The sequence below is a fragment of the Pseudoflavonifractor sp. genome (assembly GCF_050943825.1).
GTDB lineage: Bacteria > Bacillota > Clostridia > Oscillospirales > Oscillospiraceae > Pseudoflavonifractor.
Window position 1 is genome coordinate 178,083 of sequence record NZ_JBMNPX010000005.1, and the last position, 22,573, is coordinate 200,655.

Here is a 22,573-nt window from a genome sequence, read left to right on the forward strand (position 1 = left end):
TTGGGGCGCACTTCCCTGTCCGCCCCGCACACAGCAACGAATTTTCCCGGGCGGCTTCCGCCCGATTCAAATTGGAGGTTTTTGATTATGGCTAAGATTATCTGCTACGGCGAAGAGGCCCGTCACGCTCTGGAGCGGGGCGTGAACCAGCTGGCCAACACCGTTAAGATCACCATGGGCCCCAAGGGCCGCAACGTGGTGCTGGACAAGAAGTTCGGCGCTCCCCTGATCACCAACGACGGCGTGACCATCGCCAAGGAGATCGAGCTGGAGGATCCCTTTGAGAACATGGGCGCCCAGCTGGTGAAGGAGGTCTCCACCAAGACCAACGACGTGGCCGGCGACGGCACCACCACCGCCACCCTGCTGGCCCAGGCCATCATCCGCGAGGGTCTGAAGAACCTGGCCGCCGGCGCCAACCCCATGGTCATGAAGAAGGGCATCGCCAAGGCCACCGCCGCCGCCATTGACGCCATCAAGGCCAACAGCCAGAAGGTCAACGGCACCGCTGACATCGCCCGCGTGGGCGCTGTCTCCTCCGGCGACGAGACCATCGGCAAGCTGATTGCCGAGGCCATGGAGAAGGTCAGCCACGACGGCGTCATCACCGTTGAGGAGTCCAAGACCGCTGAGACCTACAGCGAGGTCGTCGAGGGCATGCAGTTCGACCGGGGCTACATCACCCCCTATATGGTCACCGACACCGAGAAGATGGAGGCCGTTCTGGACGACGCCCTCATCCTCATCACCGACAAGAAGATCTCCAATATCCAGGAGCTGCTGCCCGTGCTGGAGCAGGTTGTCCAGTCCGGCAAGAAGCTGCTGGTCATCGCTGAGGACGTGGAGGGCGAGGCTCTGTCCACCCTCATCGTCAACAAGCTGCGCGGCACCCTGAACGTGGTGTGTGTCAAGGCCCCCGGCTTCGGCGACCGCCGCAAGGATATGCTCCAGGATATCGCCACCCTGACCGGCGGCACCGTCATCTCCTCCGAGGTGGGTCTGGAGCTCAAGGAGGCCACCATGGACCTGCTGGGCCGTGCCCGTCAGGTGAAGGTCTCCAAGGAGAACACCATCATCGTGGACGGCGCCGGCAGCGCTGACGCCATCAAGGCCCGCGTCGGCCAGATCCGCGCTCAGATCGAGACCACCACTTCCGACTACGACCGTGAGAAGCTCCAGGAGCGTCTGGCCAAGATGGCCGGCGGCGTGGCTATCATCCGCGTGGGCGCCGCCACCGAGGTGGAGATGAAGGAGAAGAAGCTCCGCATCGAGGACGCCCTGAACGCCACCCGCGCTGCTGTGGAAGAGGGCATCGTGGCCGGCGGCGGTACCGCCTATGTCAACGCCGTGCCCGCCGTGGAGAAGCTCCTGGCTGAGACCGAGGGCGACGAGAAGACCGGCGTGCGCATCATCGCCAAGGCCCTGACCGAGCCCATGCGCCAGATCGCCACCAACGCCGGCATCGACGGATCCGTGGTTCTGGAGAACGTGAAGAAGGCCGACAAGGTCGGCTACGGCTTCGACGCCTACAACGAGACCTACGTGGACATGATCTCCTCCGGTATCGTTGACCCCACCAAGGTGACCCGCTCCGCTCTGGAGAACGCGGCCTCCATCGCCGCCACCCTGCTGACCACCGAGTCCCTGGTGGCCGACAAGCCCCAGCCCCCCGCTCCCGCTGCCCCCGCTGCTCCCGACATGGGCGGCATGTACTAAGCAAGTGCCTGAATCCATTGGGATGTAAGCAATTGCCGTAAGTGTGGCCGTGAATTTACGATAAACTTACGGCAATTGCAAAAAAGCGCCTGATATGTATGAACGCCGCTGTCTGCAACTCGCAGACAGCGGCGTTTTTTCTTTCTATTTTCTTTCCGTAACTCCGTGCAATATTCCTGTCGAAGATACCGCAAAAACTCGATAAGGTATAAAATCCCCTGTAATTATTTTATATTTCAGCGAACTGCAAATAGTCAAAAGGTTCCCGCAAGGCCTCGCCGTTGTCTCCGAGGAAATACACCCCATTTTCGGTGTATCCCAGCAGGGTGCGCCCCGTCATCTGCTCATTGACAAACGTTTCGCCGTTGGTAAAAACATAGTGCTCCGTGGGGCTGTCCTCGTAATGGTAGAGAATGATGGGGTATCTGGCCTCATACACTGCATCCAGCACGACAGCATGCCCCTCTACCTCAAACATAGCTGTCACGTCTTTATTGACCTTGTAGATCACAGAACGGTCATCCAGCTTCTCTGTCCGATAGCCGTCGTCCGCCTTCAGGGAGAGGGTCTCTGCAACGGAACTGGGTACTCCGTAATATTCCTTTGTCTGCCGTATGAGCTCGACCGTACCGCTGGAACGGCCGATCCGCAGGAAGTCCCGGCCGACGCTGTCCAGCCACTGCCTGTAAGCGCGCTCACTCTGTTCAAAGGATTCCTCACTTCTGCCGTCGTAGTAATAATACCGGTTGGTGAGGATGTTCATAAACCCGTCCGTCAGGTAGTAGAGCTGGCGGATCTGCTGCTGCTGTGCCAGGAATGCCTCGGGGAGCATCGTGTCGGTGTGGTTGGGCTCCCAGTAGTAGTCGAACGCAGCCACAGAATAGGTGGTGTTCCCGTCCAGCACCTCGATATTATTTCCGAGCTTGTCGCAGCGGTAAAGAGGGCCGGAGCCGGTAGTGAAATATTCATAGCAGGAATCCTCCGCCACCTTGTTGCTGGAGCTGTCAAAACAGTCGAAGGACACAGAGAACGTGTTCTGGATCAGATCGCTGATCTGGCCGGAGTAGTCCTGACACCGAACGCTTACGGTATAAGTGCCGGAGGGAAGGTTGATCCCGTTTTCCTCCTCGCACCGGATGCCTGTCATGACCCCGTCGTCCAGAGGATCGGTGCCATCCAGTGTATAGTATATCGTGCCTCCGTGACTGTTCTCAATGGGCAGGAATCTTCCTGACAGTTCTCCAAAAGAGAGGGAAACAAGCGTGGTATCACCAACAGTAAAGTCCATAGTGATGGTAGGGCCAATGTGCTCCCAATATTCATTATCGCCAGTAAAGGAGTTCGGATTCTCCACATACCACGCTTCTAATGTACAGGGTCCCTTCTCATCTATAATATCTATTTGGGCATCCCCCTGGTCCTCTACTTGCTGTACTGAGCCTGTTTTGTGGCCGTCCCAGATAAAATTGTACCAGAGCGCTATGTCAATAGTGGAATAATCCCCCATTTGATCAACAGAAGTCACCTGCTCGATATAGGACATATCGTTGCTGTCAATGGAAAACACAAAGCTCCCATCCTCCCGCTCAGTCGCAACGATGTTGGGCGCAGGGAGGGGATACGTCTCCATCAGGCGGAGCAGCTCCTCATTGGTTTTGTCCAGAGCCCACTGCTTCCGCACCAGGAGCCAGGCGTCCCATTCCCGGCCCTCCGCCTGATAGGCCGCCGCCTGAGCTTCGACATCATCCACCGTGCATTCGCCGGAGTTTACAGGTGTTTCCAGGCCGGCGGTGTGGCTGGTGTCTCCGCTCTCCTGACTGCCGCATCCGGCAAGCAGCGTGAGACACATCACAGCTGCAGCCAGAGACAGCATCCATTTTTTCTTCATGTTATATCCTCTGCCTTTCTCTCTTTCCCATGCAAAACAGACTGGAGCGTCCTGCAGCTCAGCCCTTCAGCTCTCCGAACTGCGCATACATCCGGTAGGCCAGCAGGAGTCCTGGGGGGAGAGGGTGGCGCCGGAGGTGCCCTTCATAATGCCGTTGGCGGCCAGGGCGCCCACGCCCTCCGCCGCCCAGGCGGAGACGGAAGCCCGGTCGGTGTAGCCCTCAATGGCGCCCGCCTTGGGGGCCAGGTCTACGCCGGTGGCAGTTTCAATGGTCCCCACGGCCCGGTAGAGCATGGTGGCGATCTGCTCCCGGTTGGTGACGAGGGTGGGAGCGAATTTGTCGCCGCCGGTGCCGGTGACGATGCCTGCCTGGCTGGCCTTGCGGACGGCCAGGCTGTCGTTGTCGGAGAAGGTACCCTCGGAGGCGGCGGGCAGTTCCGCTTCCTGAATGACTTCAACCAGCTGCACCGCCAGCTGGGCGAACTGCTCCCGGGTGATCTGATCTTGGTAGGAGGGATTGCCGGTGAACCGGGGGATAAGCCCTGCCTCAGCTGCCTTCTCCACCTCAGACTTTGCCCAATCGCTGGGGCCGATGGTGACGCCCTCCTCGACCTCCACCTCTACCTGAGTCATATCCTGCTTGTCCACCTTCCAGGCGAAGGCCGGCAGGGTCAGCACCGCGGCGGCCAGAACAGTACAGGTCATACGTTTGAATACAGTTGAATATCTCATGGTCATGCTCCTTCTCTTATCGTTCACAGACACTGTGGTCCACCGTGTCGGCGGGGATACCCTGCAGCTCATGCTCCGGGGGATAGTAACTGATAAAGGGCAGATAGTCTCCGGTACGCTGGAAGCCCATTACATCCCACAGCCAGGCAGTACCGGCAGGGCCGTCACATATGGGCTGGAATTCACCGGTAGAACCCCTGGGATACCAGAACTGCTCGTAGGGAATGGTATCATAAAAGGCGTGCAGGTCGGCGTCATCGCTGAAGGTGACGATGGCGGCATCCACATACCGCTCCATCAGCTCAGGCAGGCCGCTGCTCTCCCAGACTCCGTTGAAGATTCCCTGGTGAACGATACCCGGGGTGGAGACTGTATAGGTTCTGCTCTCCCCTGCGGGCACCTCGTAGGGAATGAAAAATACGCCGGCCTCCCCCTGACTTCCCTCCTGGCTGAATGCCACCAGGGCCACCACACCGGCGTCGGTCACGCCCGTGGGGTTGGTTACGGTGACGTCCATGCCTCCATAGGCTGCCATACCCACATTTACCCCGGTAATTTTGGCAGTGGATGCAAAGAGGCTGGGGGCATTTTTGTTGTACTCCGGCAGAGCGGGGGCATGGAACTCGGGGACAAAGGGCTGCTCCGGCTGTCCGGTCTGACCGCCGCCGGGCTGGTAGGGATCGCTGACGCTGCTGCCGTGCTCCCGGTGGCCGATCCATACGCCGTCCTGGTCGTACAGGGGCAGCCCGGTCACCTTCTCCCAGTCCTGGATCAGGGTCCAGCCGGTGAGCAGCTTCCCGGCGGGATCGATGTAGGCGTATTCAAAGCCGTACCAGCGCTCAGGTGCGTAGGGGTTGTAGGTTGTGGTATCCCGATAGGCGTCGGTGCCAAAGCCAGAGGAGGGCACATCCGGCTTCCGCAGGACTATGGCCCTGCCGTTGATAAAGCCGCCGGCATAGCGGATGGTAGTGCTGCTGCCCACCTCCAGCCAGGTATAGTCGCCGTGGGGGGAGACCACCTCGTCGCCCTTGGTGTTGACATAGCCCACGCCGGAGTACATCCCGTCATCGTCGCCGATGACAGCGGCATAGCCGCCGGAGAAGGAATACATCTCCCCATAGCGGCCCCGGTTCAGGTCGTAAAGATTGCCGTTTTTGTCCACATAGTTGGTCCAATAGCCGCTATACCCGTCAGGAGGACTGACGCTGTCGTTGACTCGCAGCAGACCGTCATGGAATTCTGCGCAGAAATTCCAGCCGTCGGCGGACACCTCATAGATGCCCCGGTCATTCAAGGGATACTTGTACTGGGTCCAGAAGTCCAGGGTCTCCTGATTGGGGGTAATGGTAAAGCCGTCAGGCTCCATGGTGTAGGCCTGGGCCGGGACCGTCAGCGCCGTGACGGTCAGGACGATGGCAGTCAGAGCGCTGCCCAGGGTTCGTTTCATCCGTTTCTCTTCCTTTCACTTCAAATCACTGGGTGCCGTTTCTCCGGGGAAGGTTTCAGCCTGCGGAGGCCTCCGTGACGGTCACGTTGTAGAAGTAGCCGCCCTCTGTTACATATTCGTCAGCAACATCAACATACAGGTAATCGCAGGCCAGGATGTTGGTGTGGGCGGATACCGGTGCAGATCAGGGGCTTACCTGTTGCGGTTGAATTGTTTCACGTCTGTTTCCTCCTGTTTTTCATAATCCTGGCTGTCTTCCCACGTTTCATTTTAGTAATAATATTTCGGATATCAATAGAAATAGTAATAATAGTTCCAGTTCATGCAACAGTAAAAATTATCCATCATAATGAACCTGAGGTGAGTTCCTTGACCTTTGGAGAACGGCTGCGACAGCTGCGGGAGGAGCGGAACCTGACACAAAAAGCCATTGCCGGGATCATCGGCATATCTCCGCGCATGGTCAGCTTTTATGAGAGCGGCGCTCACTTCCCACGTGAGGAGGGGACGTTGCTCAAGCTGGCACAGTTTTTCGAAGTCTCCACCGACTATCTGCTGGGATATTCCGATGTGCGCTGTGTGGAACAGCTGCGTAAATTAAATCAGGCTTTTCAAGGGCTGCCCGAGGCGGAACGCGAAAGTCTGATGGATTATTTGGACTTTCTGTCCGCGAAACAGAAGCGTCCGAAGCCTTGACCGCCCTTCGCCGTTCCGCCCCGGCAGCGGTGTGAGTTGGTCCGCTCACGAAAAGTAAGACCTGCCGACTTGTCGGCAGGTTTTACTTTTCTGAAAAATTTTTAAAATTTCATTGCGGGGGCCCGTTTCACTTTGTTATGATGGAGCAGCGAGGGAGGAGAGTCCATGAACCTGATTGAGCAGGTGCGGCTGGCCCAGCAGGGAGACTCGGAGGCCCAGACCGCCCTTTATGAGGCCATGTATAAGCGGGCCTACTACCTGGCCTTTCGCATGACCCGCAGTGCTGAGGACGCGGAGGAAGCCGTGCAGGAGGCCTTTCTGTCCGCCTTCCGGGCGCTGCCCAATCTGGCCAATCCCAACGCCTTTGAGGGGTGGCTGTTTCAGATCACCGCCAACAAATGCCGCAATGTGCTCAGCAAGTCCGGGCGCTATACCCAGCTTCCCGAGGATGAGGACGGCAATACAATCCTAGATGAGCTGCCGGAGGAGAATGAGGGTCTGATCCCCGCCTCCGCCCTGGAAAACCAGGCCCACCGGGAGATCATCCTCTCCATCATTGAGGCTTTGCCGCAGCAGCAGAAGGAGTGTGTGCTGCTGTTTTACTATTCCGAGCTTACCGTAGCCCAGATTGCTCAGGTGCTGGACTGCTCCGAGGGTACGGTGAAGAGCAGGCTGAACTATGCCCGCAAAAAGCTGCGGGATGGTATTCTGGAGACCGAGGAGCGGGACGGCATCCGCCTGCACACCATGGTGCCTCTGGGCCTGCTGTTCCTCAAGGATTTTCAGGAGCTGGCTGCCGGTTTGAGCGCAGCCGCCCTGAGTGGTACTGCGGCGGGAGCCGCAGCAGCCAGTTCAGGCACCACAGCCGCAGGCTCCGGAACCACTGCGGGGGCGGCGGCCAAAGCAGGACTGTTCGCCACCGTGAAAGCCAAGGTGATCGCAGGCGTGACGGCAGCCGCTCTGGTGGCTGGCGGCAGCGCTTTGGTCCTTGGTCAGCCCAAAGCCCTGGCCTTTACCGACCCGGCTATGGAGGCCAACCTGCGGATACTGCTGGACAAGCCGGAGGGGGCTATCTACCCGTCGGATGCGGAGGAACTATACGCCCTCTATATTTTTGATGACGGCATGGCCGCCGAGGCGGGCAATATGAGCCAGGCAGTGACTCAGGCGGAGAGCGGAACAACGCCGGTAAGCAGCCTGGCCGACCTGGAGCAGCTGCCTGAATTGAGGAGCCTCTACTATATGTCAAGCGAGCCCGCCCTGTTGGACACCCTGAACCAGCTGCCGGAGCTGCGGGAGCTGATCGTCACAGGAGAAAATGTAAATGTGTCGGACTTCTCTTTTGTGTCCGGCATGCCGAACCTGCAGCACATTTCTGCCTGTGTTGCCGGAGGTGCAGACCTGAGTGCATTGGAAGAATGTGTAACGCTGCGGCAGCTTCTCTTATGGTCGGAAGGAAGCATCTCCCTCAACGCCGGAAAGCTCACTGAGCTGCTGGAGCTGGAGCTCTCGGGTAATCAAAACGGAATGCAGCCGGAATCGACTTGTGTGCTGCAGCTGGACCAGCCATTGCCTCAGCTTCTGTCCCTGAAACTTCATGGTGGGGAGCTTCCCTCCTTGGGTTTTCTGGCGAATACACCGGCACTTCAGGACCTGGATCTGTACAGCAGCAGCCTGGGGCAGTTGGATCTGGGCCCCATCGGCGGCCTGAAGGAACTGCGGGCCGTCAGTCTGATTGTCTCTTACGACCAGACTCTGGATCTGGCGCCTCTGGCCGATTGTCCGGCACTGGAAGTTTATCTGGCTCCAAACGGTATGATACTGAACCCGCCTGCTCAGGCTGTCACCGATACAGAGAGCAGTTTGCCTCTGTATAACCAGGTTCTGTGGGACATCTATGACCAGATCTATGCCATCCAAATGGGTGAATGGTAAAAGAAATGCAACAGCGCGGAGGAGTTGAAGTGTGACGCCATCGCTGAGCTGTCGCGAGCTTCTCCCCTGATATACAAAAAAGTGCCCGGAACAAAATGTTCCGGGCACTTTTTATGTCAAAATCTCTTTCGACATCTAAAAAATCCGAGACAGCATGCTGTCTCTCCAACCTATCCGTTCTTTTATGAGCACATATTCACGCCCCCTCTGTATGAAAAAACACACAGACCCGAACGCTGTTGTTCCGGGTCTGTGTGTCTGTATGATATATTCTAAATCCGCAATTATTTCTCCCGCTTTCAGCCTGTCCGGACCGAGTCTCTCCCGGTCTGGACAGGCGTTTCTGCCCCCCAGCCTGCATCACCGGAGCACCACAGGAGCGCTCATCATCAGCACCGCGGCGATCAGAAGGAGAACTGCTGCTGCAAAAAGCATGTTTCTGTTCATACCTCACACTCCTTTCTGTCTTCTTTTCCGTCCGTTGTCCCTCCAGCCTCACAGAGGCGGCTGGAGGCCGTAAGCCTGCACGCAGCCCTGGCGGACCTTGCGGAACCGGGTCACCGTGACCCTGCCGTCCCGCCACTGGTACCGCAGCCGGGCACCTCTGCCCGCAATGCACCGCTCCAGGGCGCTGCGGCAGTTTTGCACATAGAGCAGCTGGTCCACCACGGCGTACTCCCGGGCCACCTCGCCCTGGTACTCCAGGCAGGGCAGCGCGTCGCAGGAGGTCAGCCGTCCCACGGAGCGGGACAGCTGCTGGGATGCCTCCATCGCCCACTGGCGCAGCTGCTCCCGCAGCACACTGGTGGGCACCGTCTGGGGCTTCTGACCGGCGGCGGTCTGGCTGTTCTTCATGTTGTTCATTTCTCTTTTCATGAGGCAACTTCCTTTCCTGATAAATTCTGTGTTGTCGCTCGGGCCACACGCCATACCAGTTCCTGCCCTGCCTGTCGGCACGGCGTTTGCTTCTGTCTCTCCGCTCACCGGCTGGCCGGGTCCCGGCGGAGAGACCAGAGTATCTTCTCTGGCGGTGGGTATTCCATTATCAAGGTCGCGCCCCATGAAAAAAGGCATGGAGCTTCCGGAAACAACGGATTCTCCATGCCTAAGCATACAAAAAAGGGCATAGAAATTCCGATGTCTAACCGTCATTCCATGCCTTAAAAAGCAAATTTAATTGTGAAGATATTATAGCGCAGATTCTTTCTGCCGTCAAGTCTTTTTCACTTTTTTGACCTTTTATAAAATCAGCGCCCCGCCGGATACCCGGCGGGGCGCTGATACTCTGTCTATGGGGTAATCGGGATGGCTCAGGCAGCCTGGTCAGCAGCCGCGGTACCGCTCAGAGTGTTCACAAAGAAGTCGGCGGTGGCGGAGATAACCTGGTTGATGGCGCTGTAATCACCGGAGAACATGTTGAGGGTGTGGTCGCAGTTCTCGATGATCAGGTTGGCGGAAGCCTCGTTCTGGGCGGCATCAGCCACGGTCTTGCCGCTGGCGGGGTCCACCACGGTGTCAGCCGCGCCGTTGATGGTGAGGATGGGGGCCTTGATGGTCTTAGTCTCCTCCAGAACGTCGGTCTCCTTCACGTCCTTGAACCACTGGAAGCCGGTGGGCAGGGAGGTGCGCCAATCGAACTCCATGGTGAAGGAGCCGTTCTTCTCGGCCTCAGCATAAGCGGCGTCGAAGTCCTCGAACATAACGGTCAGGTCCAGAGCGCCGGCCCAGGTGACCACGCTCTTGAAGGTGTCGGGGTAAGCAGCGGCGGCCAGGAAGGCGTTGGTACCGCCCTGGCTCCAGCCCATGACGCCCAGCTTGTCGCCGTCCACGACCTCCAGGCCGGCCAGGTAGTCGGCGGCGGCCTTGGCGTCGATGTTGGCGGAGGTGTAGCTGTAATTCACATACAGCTCCTCAGTGCCCTCGTCGATGCCCTGGAAGTTGAAGCGGATGGTGGCCAGGCCCTGGGCGGCCATCTCAGCGGCGGCCATGTCATAGGCGCCGTTGACCTCGTGCAGGTTGGAGCCGGTGCCGTGGAGCATCACCACGCCGGGGACCTTGGCGTCCTTGGTGGCGGAGGTGGGCACGGTGACGATGGCGGTCATGGTGTGAGCGGGCACGCCGTTCTTGGCGGCGACCTCAATGGAGACGGTCTCCTCGGTGTAGGTGGGGGTGAGCTTGGAGATGTTCAGCAGGATCTGAGCCAGCTCGGAACGGACGGCAGTGCCGGCGGGGTTGAGCTGGTTGTTGGAGCCCTTCAGGATGCCCAGGGACACGGCAGTCTCCATGGACTCGGAAGCCCAGCCGGGGATCTTGTCGGCGTCGGCGTAGGTGCTCAGGTCCACGTCCTCGGTGGGCACGATGCACTGGGAAGCGGTGTAGTCAGCAAAGACCTTGGCCAGCTCCTGGCGGGTGATGGCGGCGTCGCCGTTGAAGAGGCCGGTGCCGGTGCCGGTGGTCAGGCCTTCGTCCTCGGCCCAGGCGGCGGCGTCGGCGTACCACTTGCCCTCCACGTCGGTGAAGGAGGCGGCCTCGGTCACTTCGGGCTTGCCGGCCATGTTGTACAGGGTCTGGAACACGGTGCCGCGGGTGACGGTGCCGTTGGGCTCAAAGCCCTTGCCGGTGCCGTTCATGATGCCGTTGTCCAGCACATAGAGAGCGGCCTCATAGTACCAGGCGCCGGAGGTGATGTCGGCGGGCAGGTTCACAATGCTGATGCGGCCGGCAACCTCGCCGTACTGCTCAGCGGTAATCTTGCCGTCCAGCTCCTCGGTGGTGTAGTTGATGAGGGCATCCTCCAGGGCCACGCCCACGTCCTTCCAGCCGCCAGCAGCAGCAAAGACACCGTAGGTGTCGCCGCCCTTGGCGGTGAAGTCGTTGGTGGCGATGGTGTAGGTGGCCTCAGCGTCGAAGGGCTGGCCGTTCACAGAGGTGATGGTCACGCGGCTGCCGGGGTTGGCAGGAGCGTAGTAAGTGGAGTTGGGGTACTGCTCGCCGTTCTCATAGGGGACAGCGACGTTGATGGTGAACTCGATGCCGGAAACCTGGGGGAAGGCGCCGATGGCATCGGGGGTGGTGCAGGTGGCGGCCTCCAGGGCCTCCAGCAGCTGGGCACCGGTCACGTCAATGGTGGCCACGGTGTTGCCGAAGGGGAACACAGCCAGCAGGTCCAGCTTGGAGATGTCGCCCTTGCCGATGGTCTCGCGGATACCGCCGCCGTTGGTGAGAGCGGCGTCCACGTTCTCCTCGCCCAGGGTCTTGCGGGCCTGCCAGAGGATGGCGTCGGCAGCAAAGTCGCCCAGGTTGGTCTCACCGGTGCGGACACCCACGCCGTCGGGGAAGGTGATCTCAACCTTGGTGTTGGTGGCAGTGGCGGCGCCGCCGGAGCGGGAGCCGTTCAGGTCAATCTCGGTCCCGGCGATCTTCTGGCCGTACTCCTTCTCAACAGCGGCATTGCGGTCGCTGACCAGCTTGGCCACAGTGGCGTCGGTCTTGGTGTAGGAGGCGGCGGAAACCAGGCTGTCCTCCAGAGTGCTGGCTTCCTTGCCGTACACCACAACGCCCACGTTGGCCAGGGCAGTGCCGGTGGAGACGATCTTGGTGCCGTTGACAACGTTGCTGTCGGTGCCGGTGGCGGCGGTGATGTCGCCGGTGGTGGAGTGGCTGTGGCCGTCGATGAACAGGTCGATGCCGGTCACATTCTCACACACGTCGATGGAGCGGTTGCCGGTGCTCTCGTCGGCGATGCCCAGGTGGCCCAGGCAGACAATCAGGTCGGCGCCGGCGGCCTCCAGCTCATCCACCTGAGCCTGGGCACAGGCGTACAGCTCTTCCTTCTCGGGGAAGGCGATGTTGGGCATCTTGGAGGCGTCAGCCTTGGTGCGGGTCTCGGGGGTGGCCAGACCAAACACGCCCACCTTCACGCCGTCCAGATCATAGATCTTGTTTGCGGCGAACACAGTGCTGTTGGTGGTTTCGTCGGTCATGTCGGCGCAGAGGATGTCAAACTCGGCGTCCTCGGCCAGGGTCTTCAGGTTGTCGATGCCGAAGTCCAGCTCGTGGTTGCCCACTGTCATGGCATCGTACCCGGCGGCGTTCATGAACTCAATGGCGCTCTTGCCCTCGTCAGCGCTGACCAGGGGCTTGCCCATGATGGAGTCGCCGGCGGAGAGCAGGAGGACCTTGGCGCCTGCGGCCTCGAAGTCCTTCTTCAGCTGGGCCACACCGGCCATGCCGATGGACTCGCCTTCCACGGCCAGGTCGGCACCATGGGTGTCGTTGGTGTGGAGAATGACAACTTTTCCGTCTACGTCAGGAATCTCATAGGGCGTGACAGTGTCCTCTTCGGCCATGGCAGGTACGAACAGAGAGCATACCATTGCCAGCGCCAGAAGAAGGGACAGGAACTTACTTGTGCGCTTCATGTAAGACATTCCACCTTTCATTCCTTTTCAGGAAAGGGCGCGGAGTTTCCCCCGCTCCGGTTCTGCTCCGGCCGTACCTCCGGTGAGCCCCCCTGCTCTGCCGGAAGCCGCGGTTCCCGATGGCAAATACGGAGACAGGCTTTTTCCGCTGCCTTTCCTTAAGACATTTTAATAGTAACAAAGTGGTGACAAAAATACAAGCCGCTTTACAAGATTTTTATTTTTTACGTTACCCTGACAGAGCCGCATTTCTCGCCTAAAAATGCAAAAACTGCCCCGGATACTCAATCCCAGGGCAGTTTTGGAACATTTTAACTTCTCTTACTTGGTAACCCAGGTTCCGGTGGCCTCGCACTTGAGGTAGGCGTTGATGAAGCCGTCGATATCGCCGTCCATGACGCCGTTGACGTTGCTGGTCTCAAAGCCGGAGCGGTTGTCCTTCACCAGCTGGTAGGGCATGAACACATAGGAGCGGATCTGGCTGCCCCACTCGATCTTCAGCTGCACGCCCTTGATGTCGGAGAGCTTCTCAGCGTGCTGCTGCATCTTCAGCTCCACCAGTTTGGCGCGCAGCATGCGCAGACAGGTATCCTTGTTCTGGAACTGGCTGCGCTCGGTCTGGCAGGAGACCACGATGCCGGTGGCGTGGTGGATCAGGCGGACGGCGGAAGAGGTCTTGTTGATGTGCTGGCCGCCGGCGCCGGAGGAACGGAACACCTGCATCTCGTACTCCTCGGGGCGGATCTCCACGTCGGCGTCCTCGGGCAGGTCGGGCATAACCTCAACGGCGGCAAAGGAGGTCTGCCGCCGGGCGTTAGCGTCAAAGGGAGAGACGCGGACCAGACGGTGGACGCCGTGCTCACTGCGGAGGTGGCCGTAGGCGTTCTCACCCTGGATCATCACAGTGGCGGACTTGATGCCGGCCTCGTCGCCGTCCTGGAAGTCCACCACCTGGTACTCGAAGTCGTGGCGCTCGGCCCAGCGGGTGTACATACGCAGCAGCATCTGTGCCCAGTCCTGGGCCTCAGTGCCGCCGGCGCCGGCGTGGATGGCCAGCACCACATTGTTGTCGTCGTACTCGCCGGTGAACAGGGTGGACAGCCGGGCCTCCTCCATGTCGGCGGTGAGCTTGTTGAAGCCCTCCTCCAGCTCGGGGACCAGGGACTCGTCCTCCTCCTCGTTGCCCATCTCGCAGAGGGTCAGCAGGTCCTCCCACTCACCCACACGCTTCTTCTGGCCGTCCACCTTGTGGTGGAGCTGCTTGATGCGCTGCTGAATCTTCTGGGCCTTCTCCAGGTTGTTCCAGAAGCCGTCCGAGGCACTCTCAGACTCCAGCATTTCCAGCTCCCGCTCCGCGGCTTCCAGACCCAGGGCCTGGCCCAGTTCGTCCAGCTCGGGCTTCAGGTTATTGAGCTTAACCTTGTACTCATCAAATTGAAGCATGAGTGCCTCCTATCATCGTTGTGCATAAAATGAGCTCCCTGACCTTTAAGGTCAGGGAGCCTTTTCTGGTTGCGGGGAGAGGATTTGAACCTCTGACCTCCGGGTTATGAGCCCGACGAGCTACCAAGCTGCTCTACCCCGCGATATTGGTGCCGGAGACCGGGGTCGAACCGGCACGGGATTCCTCCCACGGGATTTTAAGTCCCGGGCGTCTGCCAATTCCGCCACTCCGGCATTTACGATCCAGTTCTCCGTCCTTTTAGGTGCTTATTAAGAATACCACAGCGCAGACACTTTGTCAACGTAAAATTTAAATTTTCTTTCCTCCCCCTTCGACTGCATTGTCTCTCCCCCTTGGGGTACCCTTAGACGGTGAGCCTTCTGCGCGGCAGTGCATCTTCTTTGCCCTGCCGCATACCATGATATGAGGGGCAAAATTTTCTCTGAGAGGAGGGCGCCTGTGTCCGAGAGCAAATCTGTCTCCCTTCCTGTCCAGCCGCCGGCAGCGGACCCGCGGGAGGATGTGGATGACTATATCTTTTATATGGAGTCCGAGCGGCGGGTCAGTGACCGCTGAATCACCGGGCGGAGGCTGCTTCTCTCTTTGACAGCCTCCGCCCTTGTCATATCTCACACCCGACGGATGGTGAAGGTAATCCGTCCGCTGCAGACGGCATCCTCCTCCCCCAGCAGGAAATAGTCCCCCACAATTACGTCGCCCTCCAGCTGGGTGTCCCAGTCCAGCCTGATTCCCTGGTCCGTCCGGCTCAGGCTGGAGAAGGCCTCCATATCGGCCACAGTGTCCATCAGTTCCATCCTGCTCCAGTAGTCAAACCAGTCCCCCTCTCCGGCGGCAAAGGCCAGCGTCAGCAGCTGCATGTCCAGCCCAGGCCACTCGGCAAAGCTCTCTCCGTCCCAGTTCCAGGAGGCGGTGATCGCGGTCAGATTGCCCGCACTGTCGGTCTCCCAGGTCAGAGTCTGCCGCTCCAGCCCCGGGAGGTGGATAATATACGCTCCATTCCGGGTCTCCTGGGCCGTCCAGCTGCCGTCATCCTCCAGCGTATAGGCAGGCCCGTCGTAATACTTCGCAAGGAAATTGTAATTCTCGGCCAGCTCCGCCGGGGTCAGGCCGTCCCGGTTGGGCGGGAAGCCTCCCGCAAGGGAAATCGCCACAGACAGCGCAAGCACTGCCGCTGCAGCTGCCAGGAAGACGACGTTTCTCCGCCCGCTTTTTGGTTTTGCCTCCACCACCAGATCCTGGTCTCTGTCCCAGGGCAGTTCCTTGTCCTTGCAGTATATGTCGTAGCACTTTATCAGCCGGAACAGGTCGTAAATGGGGATATTCCAGCCCAGCCCCCGCCAGCTTATGGCCATTGTGCGGGCGCCGCTCTCCCCATAGGTGGGCTTTCCGCCCTCTGCCCGCTCCACCCGCAGACCAAAGATGGCCTTGCCCGGCGTGGTACCCCAGAATCTCAGCAGAATGGGCTCCACCATAATCATGATCACCAGGCAGATAACCGAGTCCAGCCACCACAGCGCTGCGCTCCGATCCGCCATATTGATATGGAATCCCAGTGCAAGCAGCGCTGTCCACGCCAACTGATACAGCGCCAGGTCAAACAGGCGGGCGAACAGACGCCGCCAGGGGCAGAGCACCGGGGGCGGCGCGTCCCGGAACAGAGGTGCTGGGGTGTCCTCTCGGTTCAGGTACTTCTCCGGGTCCAGGCTCTCATAGCCCACACCTTCCTCCCGAATGGCCCGGCAGGTCTCCCTGGCCGCTCCCGCGTCCGCCATCTCTTTCTCCAGCGCCGCTATACGATGCTCCAGGGTAACAGGCAGGGCCTGCTCCCCCTGCTGCAGAGCCCGGATCTCCTCCAGAGACACCCCCAGCTCCCGCAGCAGCTTGATCCGCAGCAGGGCCGTGATTTCTTCCTCTCCGTAGTCCCGGTAACCGTTGTCCAGCCGGCTGGGGCTGATGAGCCCCTCTTTTTCGTAAAACCGTATGGTCGCCCGATCCAGACCGGTGCGCTGTTCCGCTTCCCGTATGGTCATCTTCATCCCGCCTTTCCTTTTTTCGCCCTCAGGATAAGGTATAAACCTGGTTTACAGTCAAGCCTTTTGCGAGTTTTTCTCTTTATTTTATTATATGAGGCGTTGGATTGCACCGTCAATGGCCGCCGCGTAAAAAAACACCCCCGGACGCATAGCGTCCGGGGGTGTTGTAAGCTTTCCCGATTACTTGTACAGCTCGACCAGCTTGGTCAGGTGCTCGTAACGGGCCTTGGCAGACTCCTCGTTCTGAGCGAAGAGCTCCTTGGCGCGGTCGGGGAAGGAACGGGTCAGGGAAGAATAACGGGCCTCGTTCATCAGAAACTCCTGATAGCCGCCAGCGGGGGCCTTGGAGTCCAGAGTGAAGGGGTTCTTGCCCTCGGCCTTGGCAGCGGGGTTGAACCGGAACAGGTTCCAGTAGCCGCACTCGACAGCCTTCTTCATCTCGACCTGGCAGTTGCTCATGCCGCCCTTGATGGAGTGCATCTCGCAGGGGGCATAGCCGATGACCAGGGAGGGACCGTGATAGGCCTCGGCCTCGCGGATGGCAGCCAGGGTCTGGTTGGGGTTGGCGCCCATGGCCACCTGGGCCACGTAGACGTAACCGTACTGCATCACGATCTCGGACAGGGACTTCTTGGCCACGGTCTTACCGGCAGCGGCGAACTGAGCCACCTGGCCGATGTTGGAGGACTTGGAAGCCTGTCCGCCGGTGTTGGAGTACACCTCGGTGTCGAACACGAAGATGTTCACATCCTCGCCGGAGGCCAGGACGTGGTCCAGACCGCCGTAGCCGATGTCGTAGGCCCAGCCGTCGCCGCCGAAGATCCACACGGACTTCTTGCTCAGGTACTCCTTCTCCTGGAGGATCTCAGCAGCCAGCTTGCAGGCGTCGCACTGGCACAGGGTCTCGCCCTTGGCCTTCAGCTCCTCACCGAAGGCGCGGATCTCCGCCTTGTCGCTGGCAAGGAGCTCGTCCACGGTGCACAGCCCGTCCTCCAGCGCGGCCACATAGGCCTTGGTGGCCTCGGCGTTGGCCTCGCCGTCCTGCATGGTGTCCAGCCACTTCTGGCCGGCCTCCTTGATGGCGCCGGTGCACCAATCCAGATTCAGCAGTGCGCGGGTCTTGTCGGCCAGGCGGTCACGGATGGCCTTCTGGCCCAGATACATACCCAGACCGTGCTCGGCGTTGTCCTCGAAGAGGGAGTTAGCCCAAGCGGGGCCGTGGCCGCACTTGTTGACGGTGTAGGGAGAGGTAGCGGCAGGACCGCCCCAGATGGAGGAGCAGCCGGTGGCGTTGGAGATGTACATCCGGTCGCCGCAGACCTGGGTGACCAGACGGGCATAAGCGGTCTCGGCGCAGCCGGCGCAGGATCCGGAGAACTCGAGCAGAGGCTGCTTGAACTGGCTCTCCTTGACGGTCTTGATGCTCTCCATGTCGGCCTTGGGCGCAACCTTGGCCACCATGTAGTCGAACACGGGCTGCTGAGCAGCCTCCTGCTCCTGAGGCACCATGGTCAGAGCCTGGACGGGGCAGTTCTTGGCGCAGACGGCGCAGCCCATACAATCCAGGGGGGAGACAGCGATGGCGAACTTATAGACGCCCTTGCCCTTGCCGGCCTTCACGTCCACGATCTTGGCGGCCTCGGGAGCGGCAGCAGCCTCCTCCTCGGTCAGAGCGTAGGGACGGATGGTGGCGTGGGGGCAGACGTAGGAGCACTGGTTGCACTGGATGCACTTGGAGGAATCCCAGGTGGGAACCATAACGGCAACGCCGCGCTTCTCGTAGGCGGAAGCACCCTGCAGGAAGGTGCCGTCCACGTGATCCACGAAGGCGGAGACGGGCAGGGAGTCGCCGTCCATCTTGCCCACGGGCTCCAGGATCTCCTTGACCATCTTCACCAGCTCGGGCTTGCCGGACAGCTCGGTGGTGACGGTCTCGTCCTGAGCGGTGGCCCAGGAAGCGGGCACCTCGAACTTGTGGAAGGCGGTGGCGCCGGCGTCGATGGCCTTGTGGTTCATGTCAACCACGTCCTGGCCCTTCTTCAGGTAGGAGTGGGTGGCAGCGTCCTTCATGTACTGGATGGCCTCGGCCTCGGGCATCACCTTAGCCAGCTTGAAGAAAGCGGACTGCAGGATGGTGTTGGTACGCTTGCCCATGCCGATCTCGATGGCCAGGTCGATGGCGTTGATGGTGTAGACCTGGATGTTGTGCTCGGCGATGTAGCGCTTGGCCACGGCGGGCATGTGCTTGTCCAGCTCCTCGTCGGACCACTGGCAGTTGATCAGGAAGATACCGCCGTCCTTCACGTCGCGGACCATGGGGAAGCCCTTGATGATGTAGGCGGGCACGTGGCAGGCCACGAAGTCAGCCTTGTTGATGTAGTAGGGGCTCTTGATGGCCTTGTCGCCGAAGCGCAGGTGGCTGATGGTCACGCCGCCGGTCTTCTTGGAGTCGTACTGGAAGTAAGCCTGCACGTACTTGTCGGTGTGGTCGCCGATAATCTTGATGGAGTTCTTGTTGGCGCCCACGGTGCCGTCGCCGCCCAGGCCCCAGAACTTGCACTCGATGGTGCCCTCAGCAGCGGTGTTGGGGCAGTCGTGCTCCACCAGGGAGGTGTTGGTGACGTCGTCCACGATACCGATGGTGAACTGACGCTTGGGCTCGGCCTTCTGCAGCTCCTCATAGACAGCGAACACGCTCTTGGGCGGGGTGTCCTTGGAGCCCAGACCGTAGCGGCCGCCGATGATGGTGGCCTGACGGCCGGCGTTGGCGAAGGCGGTGACAACGTCCAGATACAGAGGATCGCCCTGGGCGCCGGGCTCCTTGGTGCGGTCCAGCACGGCGATGTGCTTGGCGGTCTCGGGGATGGCGGAGAGCAGCTTGTCGGCGCGGAAGGGACGGTACAGGCGGACCTTCACCAGGCCCACCTTCTCGCCGTGGGCGTTCAGGTAGTCGATGACTTCCTCGGTCACGTCGCAGATGGAGCCCATGGCGATGATGACCCGGTCGGCGTCGGGCGCGCCGTAGTAGTTGAACAGCTGATAGTTGGTGCCCAGCTTGGCGTTGACCTTGCCCATGTACTCCTCGACGATCTCGGGGAGAGCGTCGTAGTACTTGTTGCAGGCCTCACGGTGCTGGAAGAAGATGTCGCCGTTCTCGTGGGAGCCGCGCATGACGGGGCGCTCGGGGTTGAGGGCCCGCTTGCGGAAGGCCTCCACGGCGTCCATATCCACCATTTCCTTCAGATCGTCATAATCCCAGATGGCGATCTTCTGGATCTCGTGGGAGGTACGGAAGCCGTCGAAGAAGTTGACGAAGGGAACGCGGCCCTTGATGGCGGCCAGGTGGGCAACAGCGCCCAGGTCCATGACCTCCTGGGGGTTGGTCTCGGCCAGCATGGCGAAGCCGGTCTGGCGGCAGGCCATGACGTCGGAGTGGTCGCCGAAGATGTTCAGGGACTGGGCGGCCACGGTACGGGCGGAGACGTGGAACACGCAGGGCAGCAGCTCGCCGGCGATCTTGTACATGTTGGGGATCATCAGCAGCAGGCCCTGAGAAGCGGTGTAGGTGGTGGTCAGGGCGCCGGCGGCCAGGGAGCCGTGGACGGTACCGGCAGCGCCGGCCTCAGACTGCATCTCGATGACCTTGACCGTGTCGCCGAAGATGTTCTTGCGGCCGGCCGCGGCCCACTGGTCCACGTTGTCGGCCATGGGGCTGGACGGAGTGATGGGGTAGATGCCCGCCACCTCGGTGAACGCATAGGATACGTGCGCCGCGGCGGTATTGCCGTCCATGGTTTTGAGTTTTCTCGCCATTTTGAACAATTCCTCCTTATGTGAACTTGCGTGAATGGCTTCTAAATGATTCAGCGCAGATATTTTACCACCTTCCAGCCGGTTTGTAAATTGCATCTTACCCAAAAGGGGGGATTTTCCCCGCTTTTTTTTGGCGGCTGGGGAAAAATCCGCGCCGGAGCGGACCGGGCGCGGCGGGATGGGCGTCTGAAAATTTTTGTCAGGGAATTTTTTGAAATCAGCCGCTGCCGGCAGAACGCCCGGGGCGCGCTGCCGGCTGTCCCGTGCCCGCTTCTTTTTCCATGTCCGCCGGGGCAGAAAAAGTTGGAATATTATGCTGCCCGCATATGGTTTTTTGTTTTCAGGTGTGCCATACTGAAAAAAACGGAAAGAAGGAGGAACCCCCATATGAAAAAGCGCGCTCTTTCCCTGCTGCTGGCCCTGTGCCTGTGCCTCTCCCTCATGCCCGCCGCCTCGGCATCGGTTGTGGAATCCACCGTCCAGGTCGGCCCCTATACCTTTGAGATATGGTTCGACGGCACGGCCACCCTGACCCGCTATGACGAGTCCCTGGCCGGCTCCACCTATGCGGACATCCCCGCCTCCGTCACCGGTGAGGACGGGCAGGAGTACCCGGTGACCGTCATCAATGATAAGGCCTTTGAGGAGACGAACATCACCGGCGTGACCGTCCCGGACAGCGTGATCACGATCGGGGACAACGCGTTTTCCTATTGCAACTCTCTGAGCGATGTCAGGCTGAGCGAAAATCTGAGCAGCATCGGAGAGGAGGCATTCGCAAGCTGTGACGCCCTGCGGGAGATCACCATCCCCGCCAGCGTGAAGGAGATGAGCAACCCCTTTGCGTGGTGCACCGGGCTGGACACCGTCTATATGAAGGGCATGGTGGCCCCTATCTTCAGCACCGGGTCGATGAACCTCAACGATGAATTCGGCCCGACAGTCTTTGTCGTTCCTCAGGGGAGCACCGGCTATGAGGACTGGACCTCGAAGCCTTCCGTTCTCGCGGTCATTTACGAGGGCGAGCCGATCCCCTCCTACGGCCTGTCCCTGAGCACCACCTCTCTGGACTTCGGCACCGGGACTACTCTTGAAGATGAGGTGATTAAGACCGTCACCGTCACCAACACCGGGGACAGGACCCTCAGGGTGACCCTGCCCGACCGCGTCCCGAACTTCCTCCTGAGCTGGGACAGCGAGGACCATTATAACTATAAAAACAAGACGCTGGAGCCCGGGGAGAGCGCTCCCTTCTTTGTGGTGGCGCTCAACTATAGGTCCGGCACCTATGACACGACTGTGACCATCACCACGGAGCAGGGACCCAGCGCCATCCTGTCCCTGCTCTATACCGTTCTGGCCGCGAGCATCCAGGTGACCGCGGACACGGACGCCCTGGATTTCGGCACGGTGGAGGAGGGGTACACCCAGCCCGCCGCCCGGACGATCACCTACACCAATCACGACGCCTATGATGTCGGGATCTTTCTGCGCAGCAACTCCTACGGCGGATTTCTCGTTTCCGACCCGAGCCCCTACCCCGTTGAGGCCCACGGGACCGCCACCCTCACGGTGCAGCCCAAGGCCGGCCTGAAGCCCGGCACCTATAACTGGGAGGTGAGGGTTGAATGCTCACTTGGCGGACTGGAGAGCGTTTTTATCACGATCCCCCTGACCTTCACCGTGGCGGCGGAAGGGGAGCTGCCCGCAGCCGATGTGCCATCCACCTGGGCTGTTGAGCAGGTGAATCAGGCTGTCGCCGCCGGCATTGTGCCCGAGAGCTTCCAGAGCAGATACACCCAGGCCGCCACCCGGGCCGAGTTCTGCTCCCTGGCGGTAAGGCTCTACGAGAAGGTGACAGGCGAGACCATTACCCAGCGGGCCACATTCTCCGACACCACCGACTTCAACGTCCAGAAGATGGCCGGTCTGGGCGTGGTCAACGGCGTGGGCGGCGGAAAATTTGACCCCGGCGGCACCCTGACCCGGGAGCAGGCGGCCACCATCCTGGCCCGCCTGGCAGAGGCCATGGGCCATCCCCTGCCCCAGGCGGATCCCAGCTTCTCAGACAGCGCCGCCATCTCCTCCTGGGCTGCCGCCGGGGTGGGACAGGTCCAGGCCGCCGGAATTATGGCGGGGGACGGCAGCGCCTTCATCCCCCAGAGCCCCTACACCAGGGAGCAGTGCATCCTCACCGTCCTGCGGCTGTATCAACTGACCCAGAGCTGAGTGTTCCCCGGGCAAAAAGTCAAGAATAAATTACAATAAACTTGTAAAGTTGTATGAACGCACAAAATGATCCGTGCTATTTGCGGCTTGTTTTGTGCGTTTTTCTGCATTTGGGCATGACAACAGCGCCGGTGGCCTCCGTGGGCTCCGGCGTTCAGCTTTATTGTGCGGCAGATCAGCAGGCGCTCATGTAGCTCC

Annotated in this window: 12 protein-coding genes and 2 tRNA genes; 4 read left to right on the top strand and 10 right to left on the bottom strand. The window is 60.2% G+C overall.

Annotation, left to right across the window (positions count from 1 at the left end; translation table 11 throughout):
- Positions 1-87: 87 nt before the first annotated feature.
- Entirely contained in the window at positions 88-1,716 is a 1,629-nt protein-coding gene (groL, locus tag ACOX7T_RS07220) for a chaperonin GroEL (protein ID WP_433441302.1), read from the top strand.
- 229 nt (positions 1,717-1,945) lie between these two features.
- On the opposite strand, the gene ACOX7T_RS07225 is transcribed toward groL, so the two are convergent.
- From ACOX7T_RS07225 to ACOX7T_RS07235, 3 genes are all read right to left on the bottom strand, one after another.
- Complete coding sequence (locus tag ACOX7T_RS07225) at positions 1,946-3,604, bottom strand: FN3 associated domain-containing protein (protein WP_433441304.1); 1,659 nt, start codon at positions 3,602-3,604, stop codon at positions 1,946-1,948.
- A 66-nt stretch (positions 3,605-3,670) separates the two neighbouring features.
- Positions 3,671-4,336: an S-layer homology domain-containing protein gene (locus tag ACOX7T_RS07230; RefSeq protein WP_433441307.1), complete on the bottom strand. Its 666-nt coding sequence runs from the start codon at positions 4,334-4,336 to the stop codon at positions 3,671-3,673.
- Between the two features lie 16 nt (positions 4,337-4,352).
- The gene (locus tag ACOX7T_RS07235; RefSeq protein WP_433441310.1) at positions 4,353-5,783 is read right to left on the bottom strand and encodes a hypothetical protein; all 1,431 of its coding nucleotides are present in this window, start codon (positions 5,781-5,783) and stop codon (positions 4,353-4,355) included.
- Between the two features lie 369 nt (positions 5,784-6,152).
- Here ACOX7T_RS07235 and ACOX7T_RS07240 point away from each other — a divergent pair, with 369 nt between their 5' ends.
- Both ACOX7T_RS07240 and ACOX7T_RS07245 read left to right on the top strand, forming a co-directional pair.
- Complete coding sequence (locus tag ACOX7T_RS07240) at positions 6,153-6,479, top strand: helix-turn-helix domain-containing protein (protein WP_433441312.1); 327 nt, start codon at positions 6,153-6,155, stop codon at positions 6,477-6,479.
- Positions 6,480-6,644: 165 nt separating this feature from the next.
- Positions 6,645-8,414: an RNA polymerase sigma factor gene (locus tag ACOX7T_RS07245; RefSeq protein ID WP_433441315.1), complete on the top strand. Its 1,770-nt coding sequence runs from the start codon at positions 6,645-6,647 to the stop codon at positions 8,412-8,414.
- Between the two features lie 495 nt (positions 8,415-8,909).
- On the opposite strand, the gene ACOX7T_RS07250 is transcribed toward ACOX7T_RS07245, so the two are convergent.
- The 7 genes from ACOX7T_RS07250 to nifJ all read right to left on the bottom strand — a co-directional run bounded on the left by ACOX7T_RS07250 (position 8,910) and on the right by nifJ (position 20,146).
- On the bottom strand, positions 8,910-9,290 hold the full coding sequence (locus ACOX7T_RS07250; protein WP_433441318.1) for a hypothetical protein: 381 nt from the start codon (positions 9,288-9,290) through the stop codon (positions 8,910-8,912).
- A 434-nt stretch (positions 9,291-9,724) separates the two neighbouring features.
- Positions 9,725-12,835 carry an alpha/beta fold hydrolase gene (locus ACOX7T_RS07255; protein WP_433441321.1) on the bottom strand — a complete coding sequence of 1,037 codons (3,111 nt, stop codon included), beginning with the start codon at positions 12,833-12,835 and terminating at the stop codon, positions 9,725-9,727.
- Positions 12,836-13,156: 321 nt separating this feature from the next.
- Positions 13,157-14,278, bottom strand: coding sequence for a peptide chain release factor 2 (gene prfB / locus ACOX7T_RS07260; RefSeq protein WP_433441323.1), 1,122 nt, complete (start codon positions 14,276-14,278; stop codon positions 13,157-13,159).
- A 66-nt stretch (positions 14,279-14,344) separates the two neighbouring features.
- Positions 14,345-14,421, bottom strand: a tRNA-Met gene (locus ACOX7T_RS07265).
- Positions 14,422-14,425: 4 nt separating this feature from the next.
- Positions 14,426-14,512, bottom strand: a tRNA-Leu gene (locus ACOX7T_RS07270).
- A gap of 396 nt (positions 14,513-14,908) precedes the next feature.
- Positions 14,909-16,330 carry a MerR family transcriptional regulator gene (locus tag ACOX7T_RS07275; protein WP_433441325.1) on the bottom strand — a complete coding sequence of 474 codons (1,422 nt, stop codon included), beginning with the start codon at positions 16,328-16,330 and terminating at the stop codon, positions 14,909-14,911.
- A 183-nt stretch (positions 16,331-16,513) separates the two neighbouring features.
- A complete protein-coding gene (nifJ, locus tag ACOX7T_RS07280) occupies positions 16,514-20,146 on the bottom strand; it encodes a pyruvate:ferredoxin (flavodoxin) oxidoreductase (RefSeq protein ID WP_433441327.1) in 3,633 nt (1,210 codons plus the stop codon).
- Between the two features lie 387 nt (positions 20,147-20,533).
- Between nifJ and ACOX7T_RS07285 the strand changes: the two genes are divergently transcribed.
- Positions 20,534-22,375 (top strand): leucine-rich repeat domain-containing protein, encoded by a 1,842-nt coding sequence (locus ACOX7T_RS07285; RefSeq protein ID WP_433441329.1) that lies wholly within the window; start codon positions 20,534-20,536, stop codon positions 22,373-22,375.
- The last annotated feature ends 198 nt before the right edge of the window (positions 22,376-22,573 follow it).